This window comes from Asticcacaulis sp. (assembly GCF_051954415.1).
In the GTDB taxonomy this organism is placed as follows: Bacteria; Pseudomonadota; Alphaproteobacteria; order Caulobacterales; family Caulobacteraceae; genus Asticcacaulis.
Map to the genome: position 1 here is coordinate 135,539 of NZ_JBQCHT010000035.1, position 18,825 is coordinate 154,363.

The window sequence follows — 18,825 nt, forward strand, 5'->3', positions numbered from 1 at the left end:
CATGCCTGACACCCCCGTTTCCAAGACGACGCACCCCGCGATGCAGAATATCCTTTATGTCGAGGATGATGCGGCGCTGGCGCGCCTGCTGCAAAGGCGCATGGAACGGATCGGACTGAAGGTCGAGACCGTCGTCACTGCCGAGGAAGCGCTCGACCTGCTGCACCAGCGTGATTTCGACCTGCTGCTGATCGATTACAACCTGCCGGGCATGAACGGCCTGCAGATGCTCGATCGCCTGACCGAACTGGCCGTCGTGCCGCCCGCCGTCATCCTGACCGCCGGCGGCGACGAGCGCATCGCCCTGGAAGCCCTGGAAAAAGGCGCCGCCGACTATGCGGTAAAAGACGTCAACCAGACCTATCTCGACCTGCTGCCGGCCATCATGGTGGCTGCCTTCACCAAGGAGCGTTTGCTGCGCGAAAATGCGCAGCAAAGCGTCGAGCTAAAACTGGCCAAGGAGCGCGCCGAGGCCGCCAACCAGGCCAAGAGCCGTTTCCTCGCCACCATGAGCCACGAAATCCGCACACCGATGAACGTGGTGACGGGCCTCGCCACTGTTCTGTCGCACACCGCGCTCGACGATCATCAGCAGAAGATTGTTGAAACTCTGCGCACCAATGCCGATCTGCTGCTCAAGCTGATCAACGACCTGCTCGATATCAGCCGCATCGAGGACGATCATATCGAACTGGAAAGCATTCCCTTCCAGGTCTCGGCCATCCTCCACGATATCCGCGTCATGTTCGGGCCGGATATCGAGCGCAAGGGCCTCTCCTTACGGGTCGAGGACGAGACGCAAGGCATATGGCTGCTCGGCGATCGTTCCCGGATTCAGCAGGTTTTGATGAACCTGGTCAGCAATGCGCTGAAATTCACCGACAGCGGCGAGATCGCCATCGAGGCGCATATCCGCCCTTCAAATGAAGACACCTGCGGGCTGATGATCCGGGTCCACGACAGCGGCATCGGCATCCCCGCCGACAAGCTGCCGCTGATCTTCGAGAAATTCACCCAGGCCGACGAAAGCATCACGCGGCGTTTCGGCGGCTCGGGTCTTGGCCTGTCCATCGCCCGATCGCTGGTGCAACTGATGGGTGGCGATGTCGTCGTCGAGAGCGATCCCGGCACCGGTTCCAGCTTCACCGTTACCCTGGACCTGCCGCGCGCGCCGGAGACAGCCGCGAAGGAAAGCCTTGCGGAACCGGAAGCGGAGCACCGGGCGCCGGTCATGGCGGAAGGGGCCAAGCCGACAGTGCTGATCGTCGAGGACTACGAGCCCAATATCATGGTCCTCAACCTGATGCTCGATGAACTGGGCTACGAAACCGTCGCCGCCACATCCGGGCGCGAGGCCCTGGACCTGATCGAAACCTCCCCGCCTTTTCACGCCATCCTGATGGATGTGCAGATGCACGGCATGGACGGCCTCGATACCACCCGCCATATCCGCGAAGGCGAAAAGACTGGAGCCCTGCGCCACACCATTATCGGGGTCACGGCCCATGCCCTGGCCGGCGACCGCGAACGCTGCCTGGCGGCGGGGATGGACGACTATATCTCCAAGCCGGTCCTCCCCGGCATATTGGCGCAGAAGCTGGACGCCATCCCGGTCCGTCAGCCGGCCTGACGGCCTTTACCGCTCCCTTATCCGCAATGCGAAGCTTAGGCACTGAGCCCTTGCAGGCTTTGGGGCTAGGCTAAGACCATCACCATTGCAGGAGGAGGTGGCCATGCCCGACACACACGTCCGCGACAGTTCTGTCCGCACCAGCCCGACCAGCCAGGGCGTCACCGCAAGCGAGGTCAAGAGCGCGCCGGCCGGCAGCGCGGCCCTGAATGCGACCCTGAATGCCCAGGCCCTTTCCGCGCTCTATGATCACGACCATATCGAATCCGTCCAGAAGATGTCGCATGACCTCAAGCGTCTTCTGGCCGGTTGCGATGCCGCCCGCCTCAAGACCGATGTGAAGCTTCAGGTAGCCCGGCTCAATGACTGGACCACCACCTATCTCAAGGGTCTCGATGCCGCGCAGAAGATCAGCGAGGCCGGCTATGACACCCTGATTGAAGCGCAGAAGGAACTGGCCCTGTCGCTCGACGATTTCCTGCGCTTCGAAGGCGAAGGCGGCAATGTGGCCCCCTCGGCCGACCAGGAACGCCGGGTCGAGGAAATGTCGAAGGCCCTGCGCCGTATCAGCGGCCTTATACCGGCGGTCGAGGAAACCTTTGCCGCCGCCGGTGATCCGGAGGTCGAGCCCGCCACCCCGGACACGACTCCGCCCCCGGACAATGCACCGGAATACGATCCGCCGGCGCCCGACGGCAATCCGGAACTGCCGTCGGAAATTCCGCCGGTTATGGATCCTAAGATGTAATTTTCCTGATGAAGGAGACAATCATGAACGCCCAGATCATTCCCTTCCCCGCCCCGAAGCCTGCCCCTGTCCGCCAGGTCAGCATCGACGGCGAATATTTCGAGGACGATATTCCCGAACTGTTCGACATTGATGAGGATTTCGGCGAACTGGCCATCTACGCTCATATCGCTGATACCTGGAATGATTAAGCGATGATGGAATATACCCGCGGCTCCGGTTTTGGCCGGTTTGTCCTGATCGTCATTCTTCTGCTGATCGTCGCGGTCGCCGGCGTCTGGTACTACAACCGAACGCATGTGGTGACCGCCGGCGATCAGGTCGGCAAGGCGGTAGATGCCCTGCCCGCCGTGGTCAGCAAAGCGGCCGATGAAGCCACCGACAAGGACAATATCGACAAGGTCGGCGATGCCCTGAAGGACACCGGCCACGCGGCTTCCTCAGCGCTGTCAAAGACCGGCAAGGCCGCATCCAGCGCGGTGTCGGAGACCTCGGCCGACGTCAAGGCCGCCGCCGACAAGCACGATGGCGACAAGCATTAGCATTAGGCACAAAACAAAAAGGATAAGGCATGAAAGGCATATTGTTGTGGCTTGTGGGGGTGCCCATCCCCGTCATTCTTCTTCTCTATCTGTTTGGCGTGATGCGCTGATCTCCGTCATTGCCGAAGCCGCAGTTTTCCCCTGGCTGACCGGCTTCGGTTCCTGAGGGAGCAAGGTGTAAGGCCTTGCTCCCTTTCTTTGCGCCCCTACTGAATATCGCCCAAGTCTGTTTGCGCAACCTGTACATTGTTGGTAAGAAATGGCTATGAAGCCCGAAGACATAAGCTCCCCGACACATGACGAGATTCGTGAATACCTGCATCGCCAGATGCTTTCGTCGGTATCCCATGACCTGAAAACGCCGCTGGCCACCATTATCGGCTCGCTGGAGGTCATGACCATGCTGTATGACAAGTTGAGCGAGGAAAAACGCAAGTCGCTGATCAGCTCGGCCCTGACCGAAGCCTTTCGTCTCGATCATTTCATTACCAACATTCTCGACATGGCCAAGTTCGAGGCCGATGCGGTCAGGCCGCGCTTTGAAAGCGCCCGCCTCGGCCAGATGATCAATGACAGCCTGGCGCGCTTGGGGCCGCTCAAGACAAAGGGCGAAATCAAGATTACCGCCATCGGGCCCGCCGATGACCTGGTGACCGATCCGATGCTCGGCAGCCGCGCTATCGGCCTGGTGCTGCACAATGCCTTCAAATTTGGCGGCCGCAAGACCGGCAGTCCGGGCATCGAGCCAATAATCGAGGTCGAATACGGCCTGGAAGGCAATGAGGGCTTTGTCCGCATCCGCGATCATGGCGAAGGCATCCCTCTGGAAAAGCAGGCAGCGGTCTTCGACAAATACACCCGCCTGCAAAAGACTGACCAGCAGAATGCCTCAACCGGCCTCGGCCTGACCATCAGCCAGTACATCATGCGCCTGCTCGACGGTCGTATCGAACTGCATAATCATCCCGAAGGCGGCGCTATCTTCACCCTGTGGTACGCCAATAAGAAGGCGTAGGAAGATCGCTGCCAGACACAAAAAAACCGGCCCCGTTGCAGGGCCGGTTTTTCATAATCAAAGCTTCCAGCCCAGAAAGCTATAGTGGCGGATTGGCACTGCGGCCGGTGATCATGCGGTAGACCAGGCTGGCCACGAACAGGACCACGAAGATTACGGCAATGAACTTGGCGATTTCAGCGAAGGTGCCGGCCAGGCCCGTGAAACCAAAGAAGGCCGCGATAACGGCCAGAATAAAGAAGGTGACAATCCAGTTGAGCATAGCGTTCTCCTATACAACCCCGCCCTGAATGGCGCAGATAATTAAGTTTACGGTATGCGACCGGTCATAAATATACAAAGACAACCCACGATTAGAAGATAAGGATGGAATAAATGCGCCCTCCCTTCGGAAAACGGATACAAAAAATCCGGCAGGGGCATACCCTGCCGGATTGTGTTGCCGTATGTACACGAAACCTTAGCTGACCATATCCATGCGGTAACCGATGCCGGATTCCGATACGATCGACTTGCCGAGGCCCGGACGGGTCTCCAGCTTATCGCGCACCTGGCCGATATAGACGCGCAGATATTGCGTATCCTCCAGGTGGGCCGGGCCCCACACTTCCTTCAGGATCTGCTTGTGCGTCAGCATCCGTCCGCGATTGACCAGGAAGAAGCGCAGCAGGTCATATTCCTTCGGCGTGAAACCGATGCGCTCGTCATCGATGAAGACCTCATGGCGCACCAGATCCATACGGATCGGCCCATGCACGATCTCCGGATCACCGACCTCCTTGACCGCAGACTTGCGCAGGTTGGCATTGATGCGCGCCAGCAGGACTTCGGCCGAAAAAGGCTTGGTGACATAGTCGTCGGCGCCGGTATTCAGCGCCGGAGCCGCGTCGGCATCTTCCGAGCGGGCGGTCAGCACGACGATCGGCACATTCGACCATTCGCGGATCTTGGTGATGACTTCCTTGCCGTCGATATCGGGCAGGCCGAGATCGAGCAGGATAAGATCGGGACGAACCGAAGCGCTCATGCGCAGGGCCTGCTTGCCTGAATCGCATTCGCACACCTTGAAATCCGCCGCATCAAGAAAGATGCTCAGCATCTTGCGGATTTCTTCTTCGTCATCAACGATCAGAATGGTGTTTTTCTTTTCGAGCATGGGTATTCCGTGATCCTCTAAATATAGACGCCGCCGGACCCCTGAAGACAGGGGATCACTAACTAATTGGTAGAACCAGAACTACGGACAGAAAAATAAAAATTAAATGCGTGAGTGGCTTATACGCCTGAGGCGGCCCGATCGATCAGCCGGGCCAGTTTGACGTCACTGTGTGTGAGCCCGCCGGAATCATGCGTCGTCAGGCGGATCGAGACGGTATTATAGACATTGGACCATTCGGGATGGTGATCCATCCGGTCGGCCTCGGCAGCAACCCGCGTCATGAAGGCGAATGCCTGTTTGAAGTCGGCGAATTTAAGGTGACGCGCAATCGCCTTGCCGCCGTCTTCTAGCGTCCAGTCAGGCAAATCCCGCGGCAGAGCGGATAGGTCATCAGTCGAAAGCAGAGGTCGCATAATGGCATCTTGCGCGCCGGTCCGGCTTTTGACAAGCACCATGTCTGGTCAATTCTGCGGCACCTTGCCACCGGTGTCTTAAGCGGATAGCCTTGCTGAAAACAACAGGCAAGGAAACCGTCATGCGCCAAAACAGGCCCGTTCTCGCATCCACTGTCGCCGCCCTGATCCTGGCCGCCACGCCGCTTTACGCGGCCCCGGCCAAGCCCGCCGACAACGCCGCCTATGCCGCGCTGGTGCCGCAATTCGTGCTGGTCAATGCCGACCGGCGAGAGAATATCTCGCTGTCCGGTCCCTGGCATTACAGCGTCGACCCCTACCGCGACGGCCAGGCCGATTTCCTGGGTCGGCCTTTCAAGGTCTCCCAAACCCGCGGCGCCGATGTCAATGTCGAGCAGGCATCGCGCGACAATCCCAACGCGCTTTATGAATACGACCTGGGCCGCGCGCCGGTGGCCGACATACCCGGCTCGTGGATCGGCTACGATCCGCAACTGCGCTATTATAACGGCCTGATGTGGTATCAAAAGCGCTTCGACGCACCTGATAGCGCGGGCAAGCGCATTTTCCTGCGCTTCGGCGCGGCCGATTACCGCGCCACCGTCTATCTCAACGGCCAGGTCATCGGCGAGCATGAAGGCGGCTTCACCCCCTTCGCCTTCGACGTGACAGACAAGTTGCGGGCGAAAGACAACAATCTCGTCGTGGCCGTCGATTCGACGCGCACGCCCGATACCATTCCGCCGACCGTCACTGACTGGGAAACCTATGGCGGCATCACGCGCGATGTCACGCTCGTCACCACGCCACAGACCTATATCGATGATGATTTCATCCGCCTGACAAAAGATGGCCGCATCGCCGCCGACGTGGCGCTCGAAGGCGCTGACAAGGCCGGGCAGGCCGTTGAGGTCAGCGTGCCGGGGCTGAAACTGAGCTTAAAAGGTACGACCGATGCTGATGGCCTCGTCAGTCTCTCGGCCAGGGCGCCGGCCGGGCTGAAACGCTGGTCGCCGGACACACCGACGCTTTACGACGTCACCGTCATCTCGGGCACGGATACCCTGACCGACCGCATCGGTTTCCGCACCATCGAGGTGAAGGGCAGCCAGATCATTCTCAATGGTAAGCCGCTTTTCCTGCGCGGCATTTCTCTGCACGAGGAAGAGTTCGGCCCCAATCCCTCGCGCCGCATCACGCCGGAAGCGTCGCGCGCCCTGCTGACCGAGATCAAGACCGGCCTGCATGGCAATTTTGTCCGGCTGGCGCATTACCCGCATTCCGAAGTGACGACACGCATGGCCGATGAACTGGGCCTTTTGGTCTGGAGCGAAATCCCGGTCTACTGGAGCGCCAATTTTACCCGCCCGGAAACGCTCCAGGCGGCGCAAAAGATGATCGCCGAAAACATCCTGCGCGACCGCAACCGCGCCTCGATCGTCATCTGGAGCGTGGGCAACGAAACGCCGGTATCGGACGCCCGCAATCATTTCCTCGGCGCGCTGGCTCAGGAAGCCCGCGATCTCGACGGCTCGCGGCTGATTTCGGCGGCGCTCAATACCGCCACAAGCAACGGCCCCAACGACATTTCGATCAAGGATCCGCTGGCCGCCTATCTCGATGTCATCGGCATCAATACCTATAATGGCTGGTACGGCAACGGCACGCTGGAAGATGTCCGCAAGACCGTCTGGCATTCGGATTACGACAAGCCGATGATCTTCTCGGAATTCGGCGCCGGGGCGAAATACGGCTATCACGATCCGGCGCAGCAGCACCGCTTCAGCGAGGACTACCAGGCGAGCTATTATAAGGCGACGCTTGAAATGGCCGACCATATTCCCTTCCTGGCCGGCATGTCGCCATGGATCCTCAAGGACTTCCGTTCGCCACGCCGCCAGAATACCTGGCAGCAGGGCTGGAACCGCAAGGGGCTTTTGTCCGAAACCGGCCAGCGCAAAGAGGCGTTTTTCGTGCTGGGGGATTATTACCAGACGAAGGCGGGGTAATAGATTACTTCTCCTCCCCATCATAAGGGGGAGGTGGCGCGTAGGGCCGGTGGGGCGCCCCTCCGTCAGCGCTGCGCTGCCACCTCCCCACTTCGTAGGGAGGAGGGTTTTACCCCTTCAAAGTCCGTATGCTCGTGGCGATGCTGGCCCACGGATCGGTCGGATTGTCGTGTTCGACAAAGCCATATTTGATACCCAGTTCATTCGCCTTGGCCAATACGGCAGAGAAATCGATCGTGCCCTCGCCGACTGGCGCCATCGAACCATCCGCCAGCTTGTCCTTCAGGTGCAGCATCCGAATACGGTCGCCATGCTTTTGCAGGATATGCAGCGGATCATGACCGGCGAAGCTGGCCCAGTAACAATCCAGTTCGAAATTGACCAGCGACGGATCGGTATTTTCCAGCAGCAAATGATAGGGCATCTCGCCCCCGGCGGTTTTGGTGAATTCGAAATCGTGGTTATGATAGGCGAAGCTAAGATTGCGCGCCTTGGCCAGAGCCCCCCATTTATTCATCTTGTCGCCAAGCGCCTTCCAGTCCTTGCGATCTTCCGGCGGCATCCAGGCCAGCACGGCATATTCGGCGCCCAGCGCCACCAGGTCGTCGAGCGCCGCTTCGGGACGGGTTTGCCAGTCATTGAGGCCGATGTGGGCAGACGGTGCGCTCAGACCGATCTCCGCCAGTTTCGCCTTGAAGGTCGCCGGCGTCAGGCCGCCATAAGATATGGTTTCGACATAGTCGTAACCCAGCGCCTTGACCTTTTGCAGAGTGCCGGCCGGATCGGCGGCGAAGGCATCACGCACCGTATAAAGTTGCAACCCGATCTTCTGATAAGGCTGCCTGACGGCGGCGGCATTGGCGGACAGGCCGACAAGGCCGAGTGCCGAAAAGCTGGCCAGCAGGTGACGACGATGGATGGACATGTGTTGGCTCCCGTTTTCCAACCACAGACCACGGGCGCGACGCGCTGTCAAATTTTAGGCCAGCGCCCGGTGATATTCGCCCGTGCCGCGGGTATAGATATGATCGGTCGGCAGGACTTCGGCTAGGCCGTAATCCCGCACGGACTTCAGCCACTCATAGATCGGGCCGAAATCAGTATTGGCCATGTCGAACAGGGTATCGATCGACGGCATGACGAAATAGGTCTCCTGGAATTCGTCGATGCGGTAATGCGTGCGCATGACACGTTCCAGGTCGAAGCCGATACGGTTGGGCGACGGGCTTTCCAGCGCGAACCGCGTCTCGGTAAAGGATGACAGGATACCGCCGCCAAAGATGCGCACATCGCTGTTTTCGGCGATCAGGCCGAATTCGACTGTATACCAGTAGAGCCGCGCGATGCGGTCCAGTTCACCCAGGCGCATAGCCTTGAGGCCGCCCTCGCCATAGGCCTGCATGAAGTCGGCCATCACCGGATTGACCATCATCGGCACATGACCAAAGATATCGTGGAAGACGTCCGGTTCCTGAAGATAATCGAGCTGGTGCCCTTTGCGGATAAACTGCCCGGCCGGGAAGCGGCGATTGGCCATATGGGTGAAGAAGACATCGTTCGGCACCATGCCCGGCACCGCCACCACGCGCCAGCCGGTGCGCTTTTCCAAGGCGTCGGAGAGGCGCTCGAAATCCGGAATGGTATCGGCGGTGATCGGCAGGTCGGCCAGGCCGTCGAGATAATGCTGCGAGGCCCGGCCGGGGATCAGCTTCATCTGGCGCTCATACAGCGTTTTCCAGGTGGCGTGTTCCTCAGGCGTGTAGAGGTGCCAGTCCTGGTCGATGGTCCAGTCGGCGCGTTCCGGCACATAACCGCCGACGATCCCGTGTTTTTCATCCAACATTGGCGCCTCCTCTTTTCCGGAATTGTAACGCCGATCTGGTTGCAAATGAAATGATTTTTTCGTGAGGGCAGGAAGTAAGAACCCCCACCACCGCGCCCCTTCTTTCTTATACCTCCCCAACTTGTTGGGGAGGGGGACCGCGCCTCTCTTGAGGCGTGGTGGTGGGGGTTCTTACTTATCCTTCCGAGTCCGCGATCAGCTTTCGCATAGCGTCGAGATAGCCGATATAGGCAGCACGTCCCGAGTCGGTGAGCGTCACGGTGGTCTGCGGCTTCTTGCCGACAAACGCCTTCTCGATCAGCACATAACCCGCCTCTTCCAGCTTGCGCAACTGCACCGACAGATTGCCGTCTGTCGCCTGCAGCCGGTTTTTCAGCAGGGGAAAATCCGCCGAACCGGCCGTCGACAAAAAGGCCATGACGCCCAGCCGCAGACGGCCGTGGATGACGTCGTCAATGGCCTCGATATTGAAATCGTCGCCCATACTTAAACCTTTTCAGCGCGCATCAGCACAAGGCCCGGCACCATGGCGAAAAGAAACAGGCAGCCGGCATAGGCCAGCATCTGGACCGGCTGGCCGGCCAGGCAAGAGACGGCTGGCGCGGCGACAAAACTGCCGAGACTGATCAGCTTCAGCCAGCCCAGGCCCGACATCTGGGCGCTGACCCACCAGCCCATGCCGTAAAACAGCAGGATTACCGGGGCGATGACATAGGAGAGCGGCTCGAAGTTCTGGTAGATATTGGCATTCACCGCCACGCTGATCAGAAAGGCGACGATCCCCAGGCCAACCGCCGACCAGGCCGAGGCCGTGGCGCGGTTGCTGACCGATCCCTTGATGCGCAGGCGGTCAAGGCAGAAAACCGTGGCGATGATGCCGAAGATAATACTGGCGCCGAACCAGATAAAGGCCGAGACCGCGCCGGATTTCGGCAGCCAGCCCACGATCATGCCATATTGGCCGATAGCGGCGAGGCCGTAGAGCAGGCCGGCCCAGAACAGGGTGGCGCCATTTCTGAGCGGTCCCTTGCCGCCGGCCTCGGCCAGGGATTTCATGTAGTCGATATCGGATTGCAGATTGGACATCGTGATTATTCCTTGTTCGGATTAGTTGGTGGTGGGACGCAGCAGCAGCGACAGGCCCGGCAGGATGGCGAAGACGATGAGGGCGGCGGTATAGGCCAGCGACTGTTCAGGCCGGCCGGCCAGCAGCGCCAGGCCGATCGCCGCCCCGAAAGCGCCCAATGAGAGCCATTTCGGCCAAGATTTTCCGGTCATGACCCCCGCCACGCGCCAGCCGACACCGTAGACTGACAAAGCGACCGGCGAGATTATGAAGCTGGCATTGGCGGCGGCGCCGAACCTGACCATCATGATCATCAGGGCAGCGATCACTACAGCGGCGCCAAGGATCAGCGTGCCCCAGACCGCGCGAAAACGCCTGACCGCGGGCTGTTGCAGCATCAGGCGATCGCTGCCCACCTTGAAGACAATGCCGAACAGCACAAAGGCAAGGGCGGCGGCCATCCACAGCAGCCCCATCAGGGCCGGGTGCGGCAGGGTGATATGGCCGGACAGAATGAGATACTGCACGAAGCTGGCCGCGCCGAAGCTCAGGCCCGCCCAGAAGGTCATGCCGCCTTCCATCGCGGCGGGTTGGGAGGCATCGAATGACGTTTCGTTTGTCAGGGACAGGGTTGACATAAACAGCTCCTTTGAAGATGTCATCATAAATGACTAAAGAACTTTATTTTGTAAAGTACTTTTTCAAAGCCAATCTCCATCTTCTCCAAAATGCCGCACATTTTGGCAAGCGCGACGCGCGCCGAGGGGGGCGCCCAGTCCCTTTGCGAGGAAGGCCCCGCGGCCTGAGCGTTAAAAAAATGTAATCCAACGCAGCTTGCCAAGTCCCATAAAGCGGTTAGTTTCAACCGTTATCTTAAAAAGAAATATGAGGGGCCTCCGATGCAAATTTCCCTGAAATCGCTATGTGTGACAACGGCGCTGGTTGCGCTGCCCCTGTCTCCCTTTACCCTGCACGCAGAGACCATGACCACAGTTGCCAAGGCCGTCGCCGACAACCCCAATACCGCGCCGAAAGATGCCCCCGATCCGCGCGCCTTCCTCGATGAGATCGACGGCGCCGAGGCCATGAAGTGGGTGCTGGCGCATAACCAGACCACGATAGATAAACTGTCCAAAGACCCGCGTTTCGCGCAGAATCAAGCCGAGGCCCTGGCCATCCTCCAGGCCACTGACCGCATCGCCTACCCGACCTTCGCCCACAAGGGTCTGGTGCAGAATTTCTGGCAGGACAGCGACCATACGCACGGCCTGTGGCGCCAGACGACCTGGGAAAGCTACAAGACCGCCAACCCGCAGTGGGATACCATTCTCGATATCGACGCCCTCTCCAAGGCCGAAGGCAAGAATTGGGTTTATGAAGGCGCCAACTGCCTGGCGCCCGACTATACCCGTTGCCTGATCGAGCTGTCCGACGGTGGTAAGGACGCCACCATTGTCCGCGAGTTCGATATTACGACGAAAAGCTTTATCAAGGGCGGCTTCGAACTGCCCGAAGGCAAGCAGAGCGTCACCTGGCGCGACGCCGATACGCTCTATGTCACCCGCGAATGGACGCCGGGCGATGTCACGGAATCCTCCTACGCCTACATCACCAAGGTGCTGAAGCGTGGCCAGACCCTCGACCAGGCGGTCGAAATTTATCGCGGCACGAAATCCGATGTCAGCGCCGGACGTACCGTGCTGCGTGATGTCGATGGCAAATATGTCATGGACTACGCCTATCGCGGCCTCGACTTCTTCCATAGCCAGCAGCTTTTCTATGTCGGTGACAAGCCGGTCGAACTGCCCCTGCCGCAGTCGTCGAACTTCAATGGCTATATGAAGGGCCAGGCGATCTATTCGCTGAAAGAGGACTGGGCCTCGGCGAAGGGCACGGTCTTCAAGACCGGCGCCGTGCTGGTGTTCGACCTGAAGAACGCCCTTGCCGACCCGGCGAAGCTGGAACCCACCCTGCTCTTCCAGCCCGATGCGCATCAGTCGGTCGAGGGTATCAGCCAGACGAAAGACCGCCTGATCCTGTCGCTGTTGTCAAACGTCACCGGCGAGGTCTGGAGCTATGATTACACCGGCGGCCAATGGTCGGCGAAGACACTCGACCTGCCTGCCAATTCGGCGCTCGATATCGTCTCGACCGACGATCAGAGCGACCGTGTGCTGGTCAGCGTCTCGTCCTTCCTGATCCCCAACACCCTGCTCAATGCCGATGCGGCGACCGGCACGGTGGAGCAGATCAAGACCTCGCCGGCGCGCTTCGATGCAGATGGCCTCCAGGTGCAGCAATTCTGGGCCACCTCGAAGGACGGCACGAAAGTGCCCTACTTCCTGATTGCTCGAAAGGACATCCCGCTCGACGGCACGACGCCGACCATCCTCAATGCCTATGGCGGGTTCGAGGTTTCTTCGACGCCCTATTATTCCGGTACGATTGGCAAGCTGTGGCTGGAAAAGGGCGGCGCCTTCGTGCTGGCCAATATCCGCGGCGGCGGCGAATTCGGCCCGGCCTGGCATGAGGCCGGCCTCAAGACCAAGCGCCAGAATATCTATAATGACTTCCAGGCCGTGGCCGAGGATCTGATTGCGAAAAAGATCACCACCCCGCGCCACCTCGGAATCATGGGTGGCTCCAATGGCGGCCTGCTGATGGGCGTCCAGCTCACCCAGCGCCCCGATCTGTGGAACGCTGTCGATGTGCAGGTGCCTCTGCTCGACATGGTGAACTATACCAAAATGTCGGCCGGAGCCTCGTGGCAGGGCGAATACGGCGATCCGAACGATCCGGTCGAAGGCGCCTTCCTGCGTGGCATCTCGCCCTATCACAATGTGAAGGCCGGCGTCGCCTATCCGGAACCGCTGTTCGAGACCTCGACCAAGGACGACCGCGTGGGCCCCGTCCACGCCCGCAAGATGGCGGCCCTGTTCGAGGAAATGGGCCTGCCGTTCTATTATTATGAGAATACCGAAGGCGGTCATGCGGCGGCCTCCAACCTGCCGGAACGCGCCCGGAGGTACGCCATCGACTATACCTATTTCATGCAGAAGCTGATGGATAAGTAAAAATCTCCTCCCTAAGAAGTGGGGAGGGGGACCGCGAAGCGGTGGAGGGGCGCCCCTCCGTCATTTGCTACGCAAATGCCACCTCCCCATTTGAGAAATGGGGAGGAGATTTCCCCTACGCTCGCTGGCGCATCGGGTCTTTCTTCAGATTGTTGAACAGGCTGGCCTCGAAATCGACGAGCATGTCGGCAAATTCGATATCCTGAAGCGGCTTCGCGCCCTTGCGGTTAAGCCGCGCCATGCGGTATTTCCAGAACGACGATATATGGTTCAGGATGCCGATCTTGTGGCCGAGTTCGAGGAACAGTTCTGAGCCGAACAACAGGAACTGGCGGAAGGGTTCCGGATCGCGCCGCACCGCCAGGGCGTGATAGACCTGGTCATAGTGGTCAAGCGTATCGCGGGCGTCATTGATGATCTCGACCACCGCCTTGGCGATGCGCGGCCGCGCCTTTTTCAGATACCCCCGCAGCGACTCATCATAGCTGCCCGAGGTGCGGTAACTGCCCAGGCCGCCCAGCACATCGCGCAGGCCGCTCTGCAATTCGACGTGGCACCATTTGTAATAGAGGAAGCCGCGCCAGCACATGATGCCTTCCTGAAATTCCTCGTCGGTCATCTGCAAGGTCATTTGCAGGGGCGCCAGGGTCTTGCTGAGATTATCCGACAGGATCTTGTTGCCCAGCCGGGTGGCGCCCCGGCTGTTCTTGCCCTGCCCCAGCGCCACATTGACCAGGTTTTCAATTTCGCGCGCCGTAAAGGCGGTCATGGCCTTCAGATCCTGCGGCGAAATCTGGAAATAGACGCCGGACGGATGGCAGCCGGCCTTGTCGAGATGCTCACGCAGCAGGAACGGATCGAGGGACGGCAGGTCGTCGATACAGCGCAGGATCTTCGCATCCCGGTTCTTGCTCATGTCCTCGATGCCAAGATAGGTGCGCATCATCGGTTCATACTGGGTCTGGCGCACGAAGAACGAACGGCCGCCCAGGCGCAGGTCGTAGGGATCATAGGGCAGGATGACCTTGGTCACGGTGCGGCGGCCATTGGGAAAGAGATCGCGTTCGTCGAGCCGCAGGGTGTGCTTGAGGATCAGGGCGCGATTCAGCGCCGAATGCTCGAACAGGGGCTTGGCGAGATAATCCTCATTGTCCTTATAGGCCGTGTAGATCTTGGCGAGATTGAGCACCCGGCAGGACGACCAGGTGCGGTTCAGGTTGGCGAGGTTGCGCACCTCGCGTATCGAGGTAAAATCGCTGTCCGTGGCGGCGCGGTTCAGGCCGTCGCTGAAGGCGAGACTGGTGCCGATCATTCGCTGCGTGCCTCGTCATCCAGCGAGACGACCGACAGCGAGTCTTCGAAATCCATCAGGATGTCGCCATATTCAAACGGCGTCAGGCGCTGGGTCATCATCGACTGCCCCATACGGTAGCTCCAGAAGGAGGCGATGTGGCTGAGAATGCCGATGCTTTCCCCCAGTTCAAAGAACAGGCTCGGCCCATCGAGCAGGAAGCGTCGGAACGGGCCGGGATTTTCGCCATGCACGAGGGCATGATAGGCCCGGTCATAGACATTCAGCGTGCGGCCGACGCTGGCAACGGCATTGACGATGCGTTGCGCCAGGCGCGGGCGCACCTCTTTCAGGTAGTCGCGCGTGCCGTCATCGCAGGCGCCGATCGGCTGGTAGGTGGAAAGCCCCTCAAGTACCTTGCGCATCTCGTCCTGCAATTCGATGTGGCGCCACTTGAAATACAGGAAGCCGCGCCAGGAAAAGATGCCGTCGGAAAACTCATCGTCCGCCATGCGCAGGGTGGCTTTCAGCGGCCACAGTTCGGAATCCAGCTCATTGGCGAGAATCTTGCCGGCCAGCTTGATGGCCGATCCGCCGACCGAACCGGAAAAGGCCGTGCGCACCAGCCGCTCGATCTCTTCATTGGCGAAGCCGATCATGCGCTGGATATCGTAGGGTGAAATCTTCAGATAGCAGGCGCCGGGCTTATAGCCATGACGCGACAAGTGCTCGCGCACCAGGAAGGGATCGACCGAGGGTAACTGATCGAGCAGGCGCAGGATCTGCACATCCGCATTGGCATTGATGTCGTCGCCGAAATAGCCGCGGCAGAAGGCATCGAAACCGATCTGGTTTACCAGGATGGAGCGCCCGCCCAGCTTGAGGTCCGTCGCGTCGAAAGGCAGGATAATCTTGGTGGCCGTGCGGCGATAACGGCCGAACAGTTCGCGTTCGTTGGCGCGCAGGGTATGCTTGACCAGTATGGCCTTATTCATCTGCGAATCGCGGAAGAACGGCCGCAACTGGTAGTCTTTCTCGTGCGCGGAATTGACGTGGACGGCCGACAGGTTGAGGACACGGCTCGTCGAGGCTGTCTCGCCGAGATTGGCGAGGCTGCGCACATCCCGGTTCGACAGGGTGTTATTAAGCGATACGCGGCTGTCCAGAGTGGTGAAAGCGTTCATTGGGTAACCCTGGAGGCGAGCCGGCGGCTGGTTTTGCGTTTGGTGACGAGCACCTTGAGGTGGCGGACGATATTCAGGGCCTCGTCGGGATCAGCGTGAGGCGTCTCGTTCAGGCGGATCAGCGCATCGATATGCACGTCAATGACCTCGGTATCGGCAGCCTTCCCGGCTGATGTCACATAATCGTTCAGGGACTGGGTCGCCTGTTCGACAAGATGTCGGTGAAAGGCGTGCGCCTGGGCTTGTTCCGCCATCAGATGCCGGACGACCTGATTGATATTTTCGATTTGCGGCGCCTGGCCACGGGCGCCCATAAGGCCACGCAAGGTCTGGAGACCGGCTTCCACGGGCGTGTGCGTTGCCCCGCCTTCGGGCCGCCGCAGCAGCCCTGGAAACAGTTGCGCCTTACGGCGGCGACGCTCGGGCGAGGCTGATGCCGTCGAGGCCGGGCGCTTCCGGGTCAGGGCCGACGAGATGGCCTTCAGCAGGGAACTGGTGGAGAACGGCTTGACGACGAATTCACTGACCCCCGCATCGCGCGCCAGCGCCACGTCATTGGCGCGCTGACGGGCCGTCAGCATGACGACCGGCAAAGCCGGGTCCGGGACGCGCACATCCGGCCGGTGCGCCGCCGTGCGGATCAGGGTCACCAGTTCCAGGCCCGACATCCCTGGCAGGTTCCAGTCCAGCAGCATGAGGTCCGGCGCCTGGTTCTGCAAATGGTCGAGCGCCTCTTCGGCATTTCGGGCAAAGCTCAGATTGACGAAGCCGGCCGCCCGCAGCAACTCGATCACCAGGCGGCGCGAGGCATCATTATCCTCGACGATCAGCAGACTGACCGCCGGACAATTGACCTTTCGCAACAGGCGCTGGGTCTGTGAATGAAGCAGGTTCATGAGGTTGAAATTTGTCCGTCGCCCTTTGCCTTTATCAAAAATACCGGGAATCCCTTAATTCCGCGTTGACTTATGCCATTGAATTTATGGTAAATTTCATATTTACCTCATATAAACCGGACCTTAACGCCACTGGGGTTAGACTGCTGAAATGATCCGTAGACAGTTCCTCGCCCTTGCCGCCGCAACCGGTCTTATCGCACCGGCTGCCTTCGCTTCCGAACCCAAGAAAAAGGGCGGCGGCGAAAACTACACGCAGTTCAAGACAATAAACGTCTTTACCGAGGCCAGCCGCCGGCGGCACGGCACGCTCAGCGTCGACATGGGCCTCTATTGCGAGGACGCCAAGCTGGTCGAACAGATCAAGCTCTATCAACCGCGCCTTCAGGACGCCTATGTCGCCCGCCTGCAGGCCTATGCCGGTACGCTCAACTCAAGGGCCATGGTGAATACCGATTTCATCGCCATGCAGCTTCAGGCCGCCACCGACGCGATCCTAGGCCGCAAGGGCGCCAAGGTTCTTCTGGGCACCATTCTTTTGAATTAGCGCGGTTTTTTTAGTCTTTTGGCGGCACGGGCCTCCTCGCAACAGCCCAATAGGGTTCTTTGGCGGGCAGTCGCCCTTGCCAAGGCCAATGGCCTTGGAATTAGCCCTGCTTTGGTTGTTTTGCGTTTGCGCAACTGTGCGAAAACCGCCATAGTTTTGCGGTATTCGCCTGAGAATATGCCGCATCTGCCTGAGGAGTCAGCGGACATGACCACCCCCTCGTCCTTTGAGAATGGCCTGCGCCTGATGGCTGACCAGCAGCAGCGCGCCGCGCGCAGCCTGATCAACCTGATCGAGATGATCAGCACCACCTCGCACCGCTATGCCGAGGATACCGCCGCCTTCACCCAGGAAGCCATTGCCCTGATGAACGAGGCTGCCGCCAAGCACGATGCGGCCAGCATGGCCGACCTGCAGAAACGCTGGGCCGCCACCTGCCTGAAATACGGCCAGGACCAGACCCGTGCGACCATGACCTTTGTCGAACAATGCGGCAAGCAGGCGCTCAATGTCGCTTCCCACGCACAAGACTCCTCCCCCAAGAAACCTAAGGAATAAGCCCATGTCGCTCTCCGGTAAGACCGCCCTCATCACAGGTTCCACCAGCGGCATCGGGCTGGCGATAGCGAAAGGGCTGGCGGCGCAGGGGGCGAAGATCATGCTGAACGGTTTCGGCGATGCCGCCGAGATCGAAAAGGTCCGCGCTGATCTGGCGGCGGAACATGGCGTTGAGGTGCGGTTCAATGGCGCCGACCTGACAAAGGCCGATCAGATCGAGGCGCTGTTCAGGGACATCAACGACAATCTCGGCGGAGTCGATATCCTGGTCAACAATGCCGGCATCCAGTTCGTCTCGCCGATCGAGGACTTTCCGCCGGAAAAGTGGGACGCCATCATCGGCCTCAACCTAACCTCCAGCTTCCATACCACGCGCCTGGCCTTCCCCGGCATGAAGGCGAAAAAATGGGGCCGCATCGTCAATATCGCCTCGGCCCACGCGCTGGTGGCCTCGCCGTTCAAATCGGCCTATGTCGCCGCCAAACATGGCCTGCTGGGCTTTACCAAGACCATCGCGCTCGAAGGCGCCACCTTCGGCATCACCGCCAATGCCATCTGCCCCGGCTATGTCCATACGCCGCTGGTCGACAAGCAGATCCCCGACACCATGAAGGCGCGTAACATGACGCGCGAACAGGTGATCAAGGAGGTTATCCTGGCCGCTCAGCCAACCGGCGAATTCGTCAGCGTGGAGGATATCACCGCGCTGGCCGTCTTCCTGTGCTCGGATGCCGGCAAGGCGATCAACGGCGCCCCCCTGTCGATCGACGGCGGCTGGGTGGCTCAATAGCCGGGCCGTAAAATTTCCTTATGAGATTTTTATGGAATTCGCCCCGCAGCCACAGCGCTT

The 18,825-nt window shown here is 59.8% G+C and carries 21 protein-coding genes; 10 read left to right on the plus strand and 11 right to left on the minus strand.

Annotated elements, in window-relative coordinates:
* Position 1 precedes the first annotated feature (1 nt).
* From ACTHND_RS13455 to ACTHND_RS13475, 5 genes are all read left to right on the plus strand, one after another.
* On the plus strand, positions 2–1,630 hold the full coding sequence (locus ACTHND_RS13455; RefSeq protein ID WP_440178460.1) for a response regulator: 1,629 nt from the start codon (positions 2–4) through the stop codon (positions 1,628–1,630).
* Positions 1,631–1,733: 103 nt separating this feature from the next.
* Positions 1,734–2,378 (plus strand): hypothetical protein, encoded by a 645-nt coding sequence (locus tag ACTHND_RS13460; RefSeq protein ID WP_440178461.1) that lies wholly within the window; start codon positions 1,734–1,736, stop codon positions 2,376–2,378.
* A 23-nt stretch (positions 2,379–2,401) separates the two neighbouring features.
* Entirely contained in the window at positions 2,402–2,569 is a 168-nt protein-coding gene (locus ACTHND_RS13465; protein ID WP_440178462.1) for a hypothetical protein, read from the plus strand.
* Positions 2,570–2,572: 3 nt separating this feature from the next.
* Positions 2,573–2,920 carry a hypothetical protein gene (locus ACTHND_RS13470; protein WP_440178463.1) on the plus strand — a complete coding sequence of 116 codons (348 nt, stop codon included), beginning with the start codon at positions 2,573–2,575 and terminating at the stop codon, positions 2,918–2,920.
* Between the two features lie 265 nt (positions 2,921–3,185).
* Positions 3,186–3,935 carry a sensor histidine kinase gene (locus ACTHND_RS13475; protein ID WP_440178464.1) on the plus strand — a complete coding sequence of 250 codons (750 nt, stop codon included), beginning with the start codon at positions 3,186–3,188 and terminating at the stop codon, positions 3,933–3,935.
* A 79-nt stretch (positions 3,936–4,014) separates the two neighbouring features.
* Here the strand turns inward: ACTHND_RS13475 and ACTHND_RS13480 are convergent, their stop codons facing one another.
* From ACTHND_RS13480 to ACTHND_RS13490, 3 genes are all read right to left on the minus strand, one after another.
* The gene (locus ACTHND_RS13480; protein WP_090649558.1) at positions 4,015–4,197 is read right to left on the minus strand and encodes a DUF1328 domain-containing protein; all 183 of its coding nucleotides are present in this window, start codon (positions 4,195–4,197) and stop codon (positions 4,015–4,017) included.
* 198 nt (positions 4,198–4,395) lie between these two features.
* On the minus strand, positions 4,396–5,091 hold the full coding sequence (locus ACTHND_RS13485) for a response regulator (RefSeq protein ID WP_090649556.1): 696 nt from the start codon (positions 5,089–5,091) through the stop codon (positions 4,396–4,398).
* Between the two features lie 119 nt (positions 5,092–5,210).
* Positions 5,211–5,507 carry a 4a-hydroxytetrahydrobiopterin dehydratase gene (locus ACTHND_RS13490; RefSeq protein WP_440178465.1) on the minus strand — a complete coding sequence of 99 codons (297 nt, stop codon included), beginning with the start codon at positions 5,505–5,507 and terminating at the stop codon, positions 5,211–5,213.
* A gap of 122 nt (positions 5,508–5,629) precedes the next feature.
* Between ACTHND_RS13490 and ACTHND_RS13495 the strand changes: the two genes are divergently transcribed.
* Positions 5,630–7,516 carry a glycoside hydrolase family 2 protein gene (locus ACTHND_RS13495; protein WP_440178466.1) on the plus strand — a complete coding sequence of 629 codons (1,887 nt, stop codon included), beginning with the start codon at positions 5,630–5,632 and terminating at the stop codon, positions 7,514–7,516.
* Between the two features lie 109 nt (positions 7,517–7,625).
* Here ACTHND_RS13495 and ACTHND_RS13500 read toward each other — a convergent pair whose 3' ends face one another.
* From ACTHND_RS13500 to ACTHND_RS13520, 5 genes are all read right to left on the minus strand, one after another.
* The gene (locus ACTHND_RS13500) at positions 7,626–8,441 is read right to left on the minus strand and encodes a sugar phosphate isomerase/epimerase family protein (protein WP_440178467.1); all 816 of its coding nucleotides are present in this window, start codon (positions 8,439–8,441) and stop codon (positions 7,626–7,628) included.
* 54 nt (positions 8,442–8,495) lie between these two features.
* Positions 8,496–9,359, minus strand: a complete 864-nt coding sequence (phhA, locus tag ACTHND_RS13505; protein WP_440178468.1) for a phenylalanine 4-monooxygenase — start codon at positions 9,357–9,359, stop codon at positions 8,496–8,498.
* A 175-nt stretch (positions 9,360–9,534) separates the two neighbouring features.
* Positions 9,535–9,843 carry a winged helix-turn-helix domain-containing protein gene (locus ACTHND_RS13510; protein WP_440178469.1) on the minus strand — a complete coding sequence of 103 codons (309 nt, stop codon included), beginning with the start codon at positions 9,841–9,843 and terminating at the stop codon, positions 9,535–9,537.
* Positions 9,844–9,845: 2 nt separating this feature from the next.
* Positions 9,846–10,445: a hypothetical protein gene (locus ACTHND_RS13515; RefSeq protein WP_440178470.1), complete on the minus strand. Its 600-nt coding sequence runs from the start codon at positions 10,443–10,445 to the stop codon at positions 9,846–9,848.
* Between the two features lie 21 nt (positions 10,446–10,466).
* Positions 10,467–11,063 carry a hypothetical protein gene (locus tag ACTHND_RS13520; protein ID WP_440178471.1) on the minus strand — a complete coding sequence of 199 codons (597 nt, stop codon included), beginning with the start codon at positions 11,061–11,063 and terminating at the stop codon, positions 10,467–10,469.
* 345 nt (positions 11,064–11,408) lie between these two features.
* Between ACTHND_RS13520 and ACTHND_RS13525 the strand changes: the two genes are divergently transcribed.
* Complete coding sequence (locus ACTHND_RS13525; protein ID WP_440178532.1) at positions 11,409–13,499, plus strand: prolyl oligopeptidase family serine peptidase; 2,091 nt, start codon at positions 11,409–11,411, stop codon at positions 13,497–13,499.
* A 115-nt stretch (positions 13,500–13,614) separates the two neighbouring features.
* Here ACTHND_RS13525 and ACTHND_RS13530 read toward each other — a convergent pair whose 3' ends face one another.
* The 3 genes from ACTHND_RS13530 to ACTHND_RS13540 are packed head-to-tail and all read right to left on the minus strand — an operon-like array spanning position 13,615 to position 16,870.
* Positions 13,615–14,811, minus strand: a complete 1,197-nt coding sequence (locus tag ACTHND_RS13530) for a hypothetical protein (protein ID WP_440178472.1) — start codon at positions 14,809–14,811, stop codon at positions 13,615–13,617.
* The gene (locus ACTHND_RS13535; protein ID WP_440178473.1) at positions 14,808–15,974 is read right to left on the minus strand and encodes a hypothetical protein; all 1,167 of its coding nucleotides are present in this window, start codon (positions 15,972–15,974) and stop codon (positions 14,808–14,810) included. The genes ACTHND_RS13530 and ACTHND_RS13535 overlap by 4 nt, the downstream gene beginning before the upstream one ends.
* Positions 15,971–16,870, minus strand: coding sequence for a response regulator (locus ACTHND_RS13540; protein WP_440178474.1), 900 nt, complete (start codon positions 16,868–16,870; stop codon positions 15,971–15,973). Before ACTHND_RS13540 ends, ACTHND_RS13535 begins: the two co-directional genes overlap by 4 nt.
* Before the next feature lie 151 nt (positions 16,871–17,021).
* On the opposite strand from ACTHND_RS13540, the gene ACTHND_RS13545 reads away from it, so the two are divergent.
* From ACTHND_RS13545 to ACTHND_RS13555, 3 genes are all read left to right on the plus strand, one after another.
* A complete protein-coding gene (locus tag ACTHND_RS13545; protein WP_440178475.1) occupies positions 17,022–17,417 on the plus strand; it encodes a Tat pathway signal protein in 396 nt (131 codons plus the stop codon).
* Between the two features lie 207 nt (positions 17,418–17,624).
* A complete protein-coding gene (locus ACTHND_RS13550) occupies positions 17,625–17,975 on the plus strand; it encodes a phasin (RefSeq protein ID WP_440178476.1) in 351 nt (116 codons plus the stop codon).
* Positions 17,976–17,979: 4 nt separating this feature from the next.
* Positions 17,980–18,765, plus strand: a complete 786-nt coding sequence (locus ACTHND_RS13555; RefSeq protein ID WP_440178477.1) for a 3-hydroxybutyrate dehydrogenase — start codon at positions 17,980–17,982, stop codon at positions 18,763–18,765.
* The last annotated feature ends 60 nt before the right edge of the window (positions 18,766–18,825 follow it).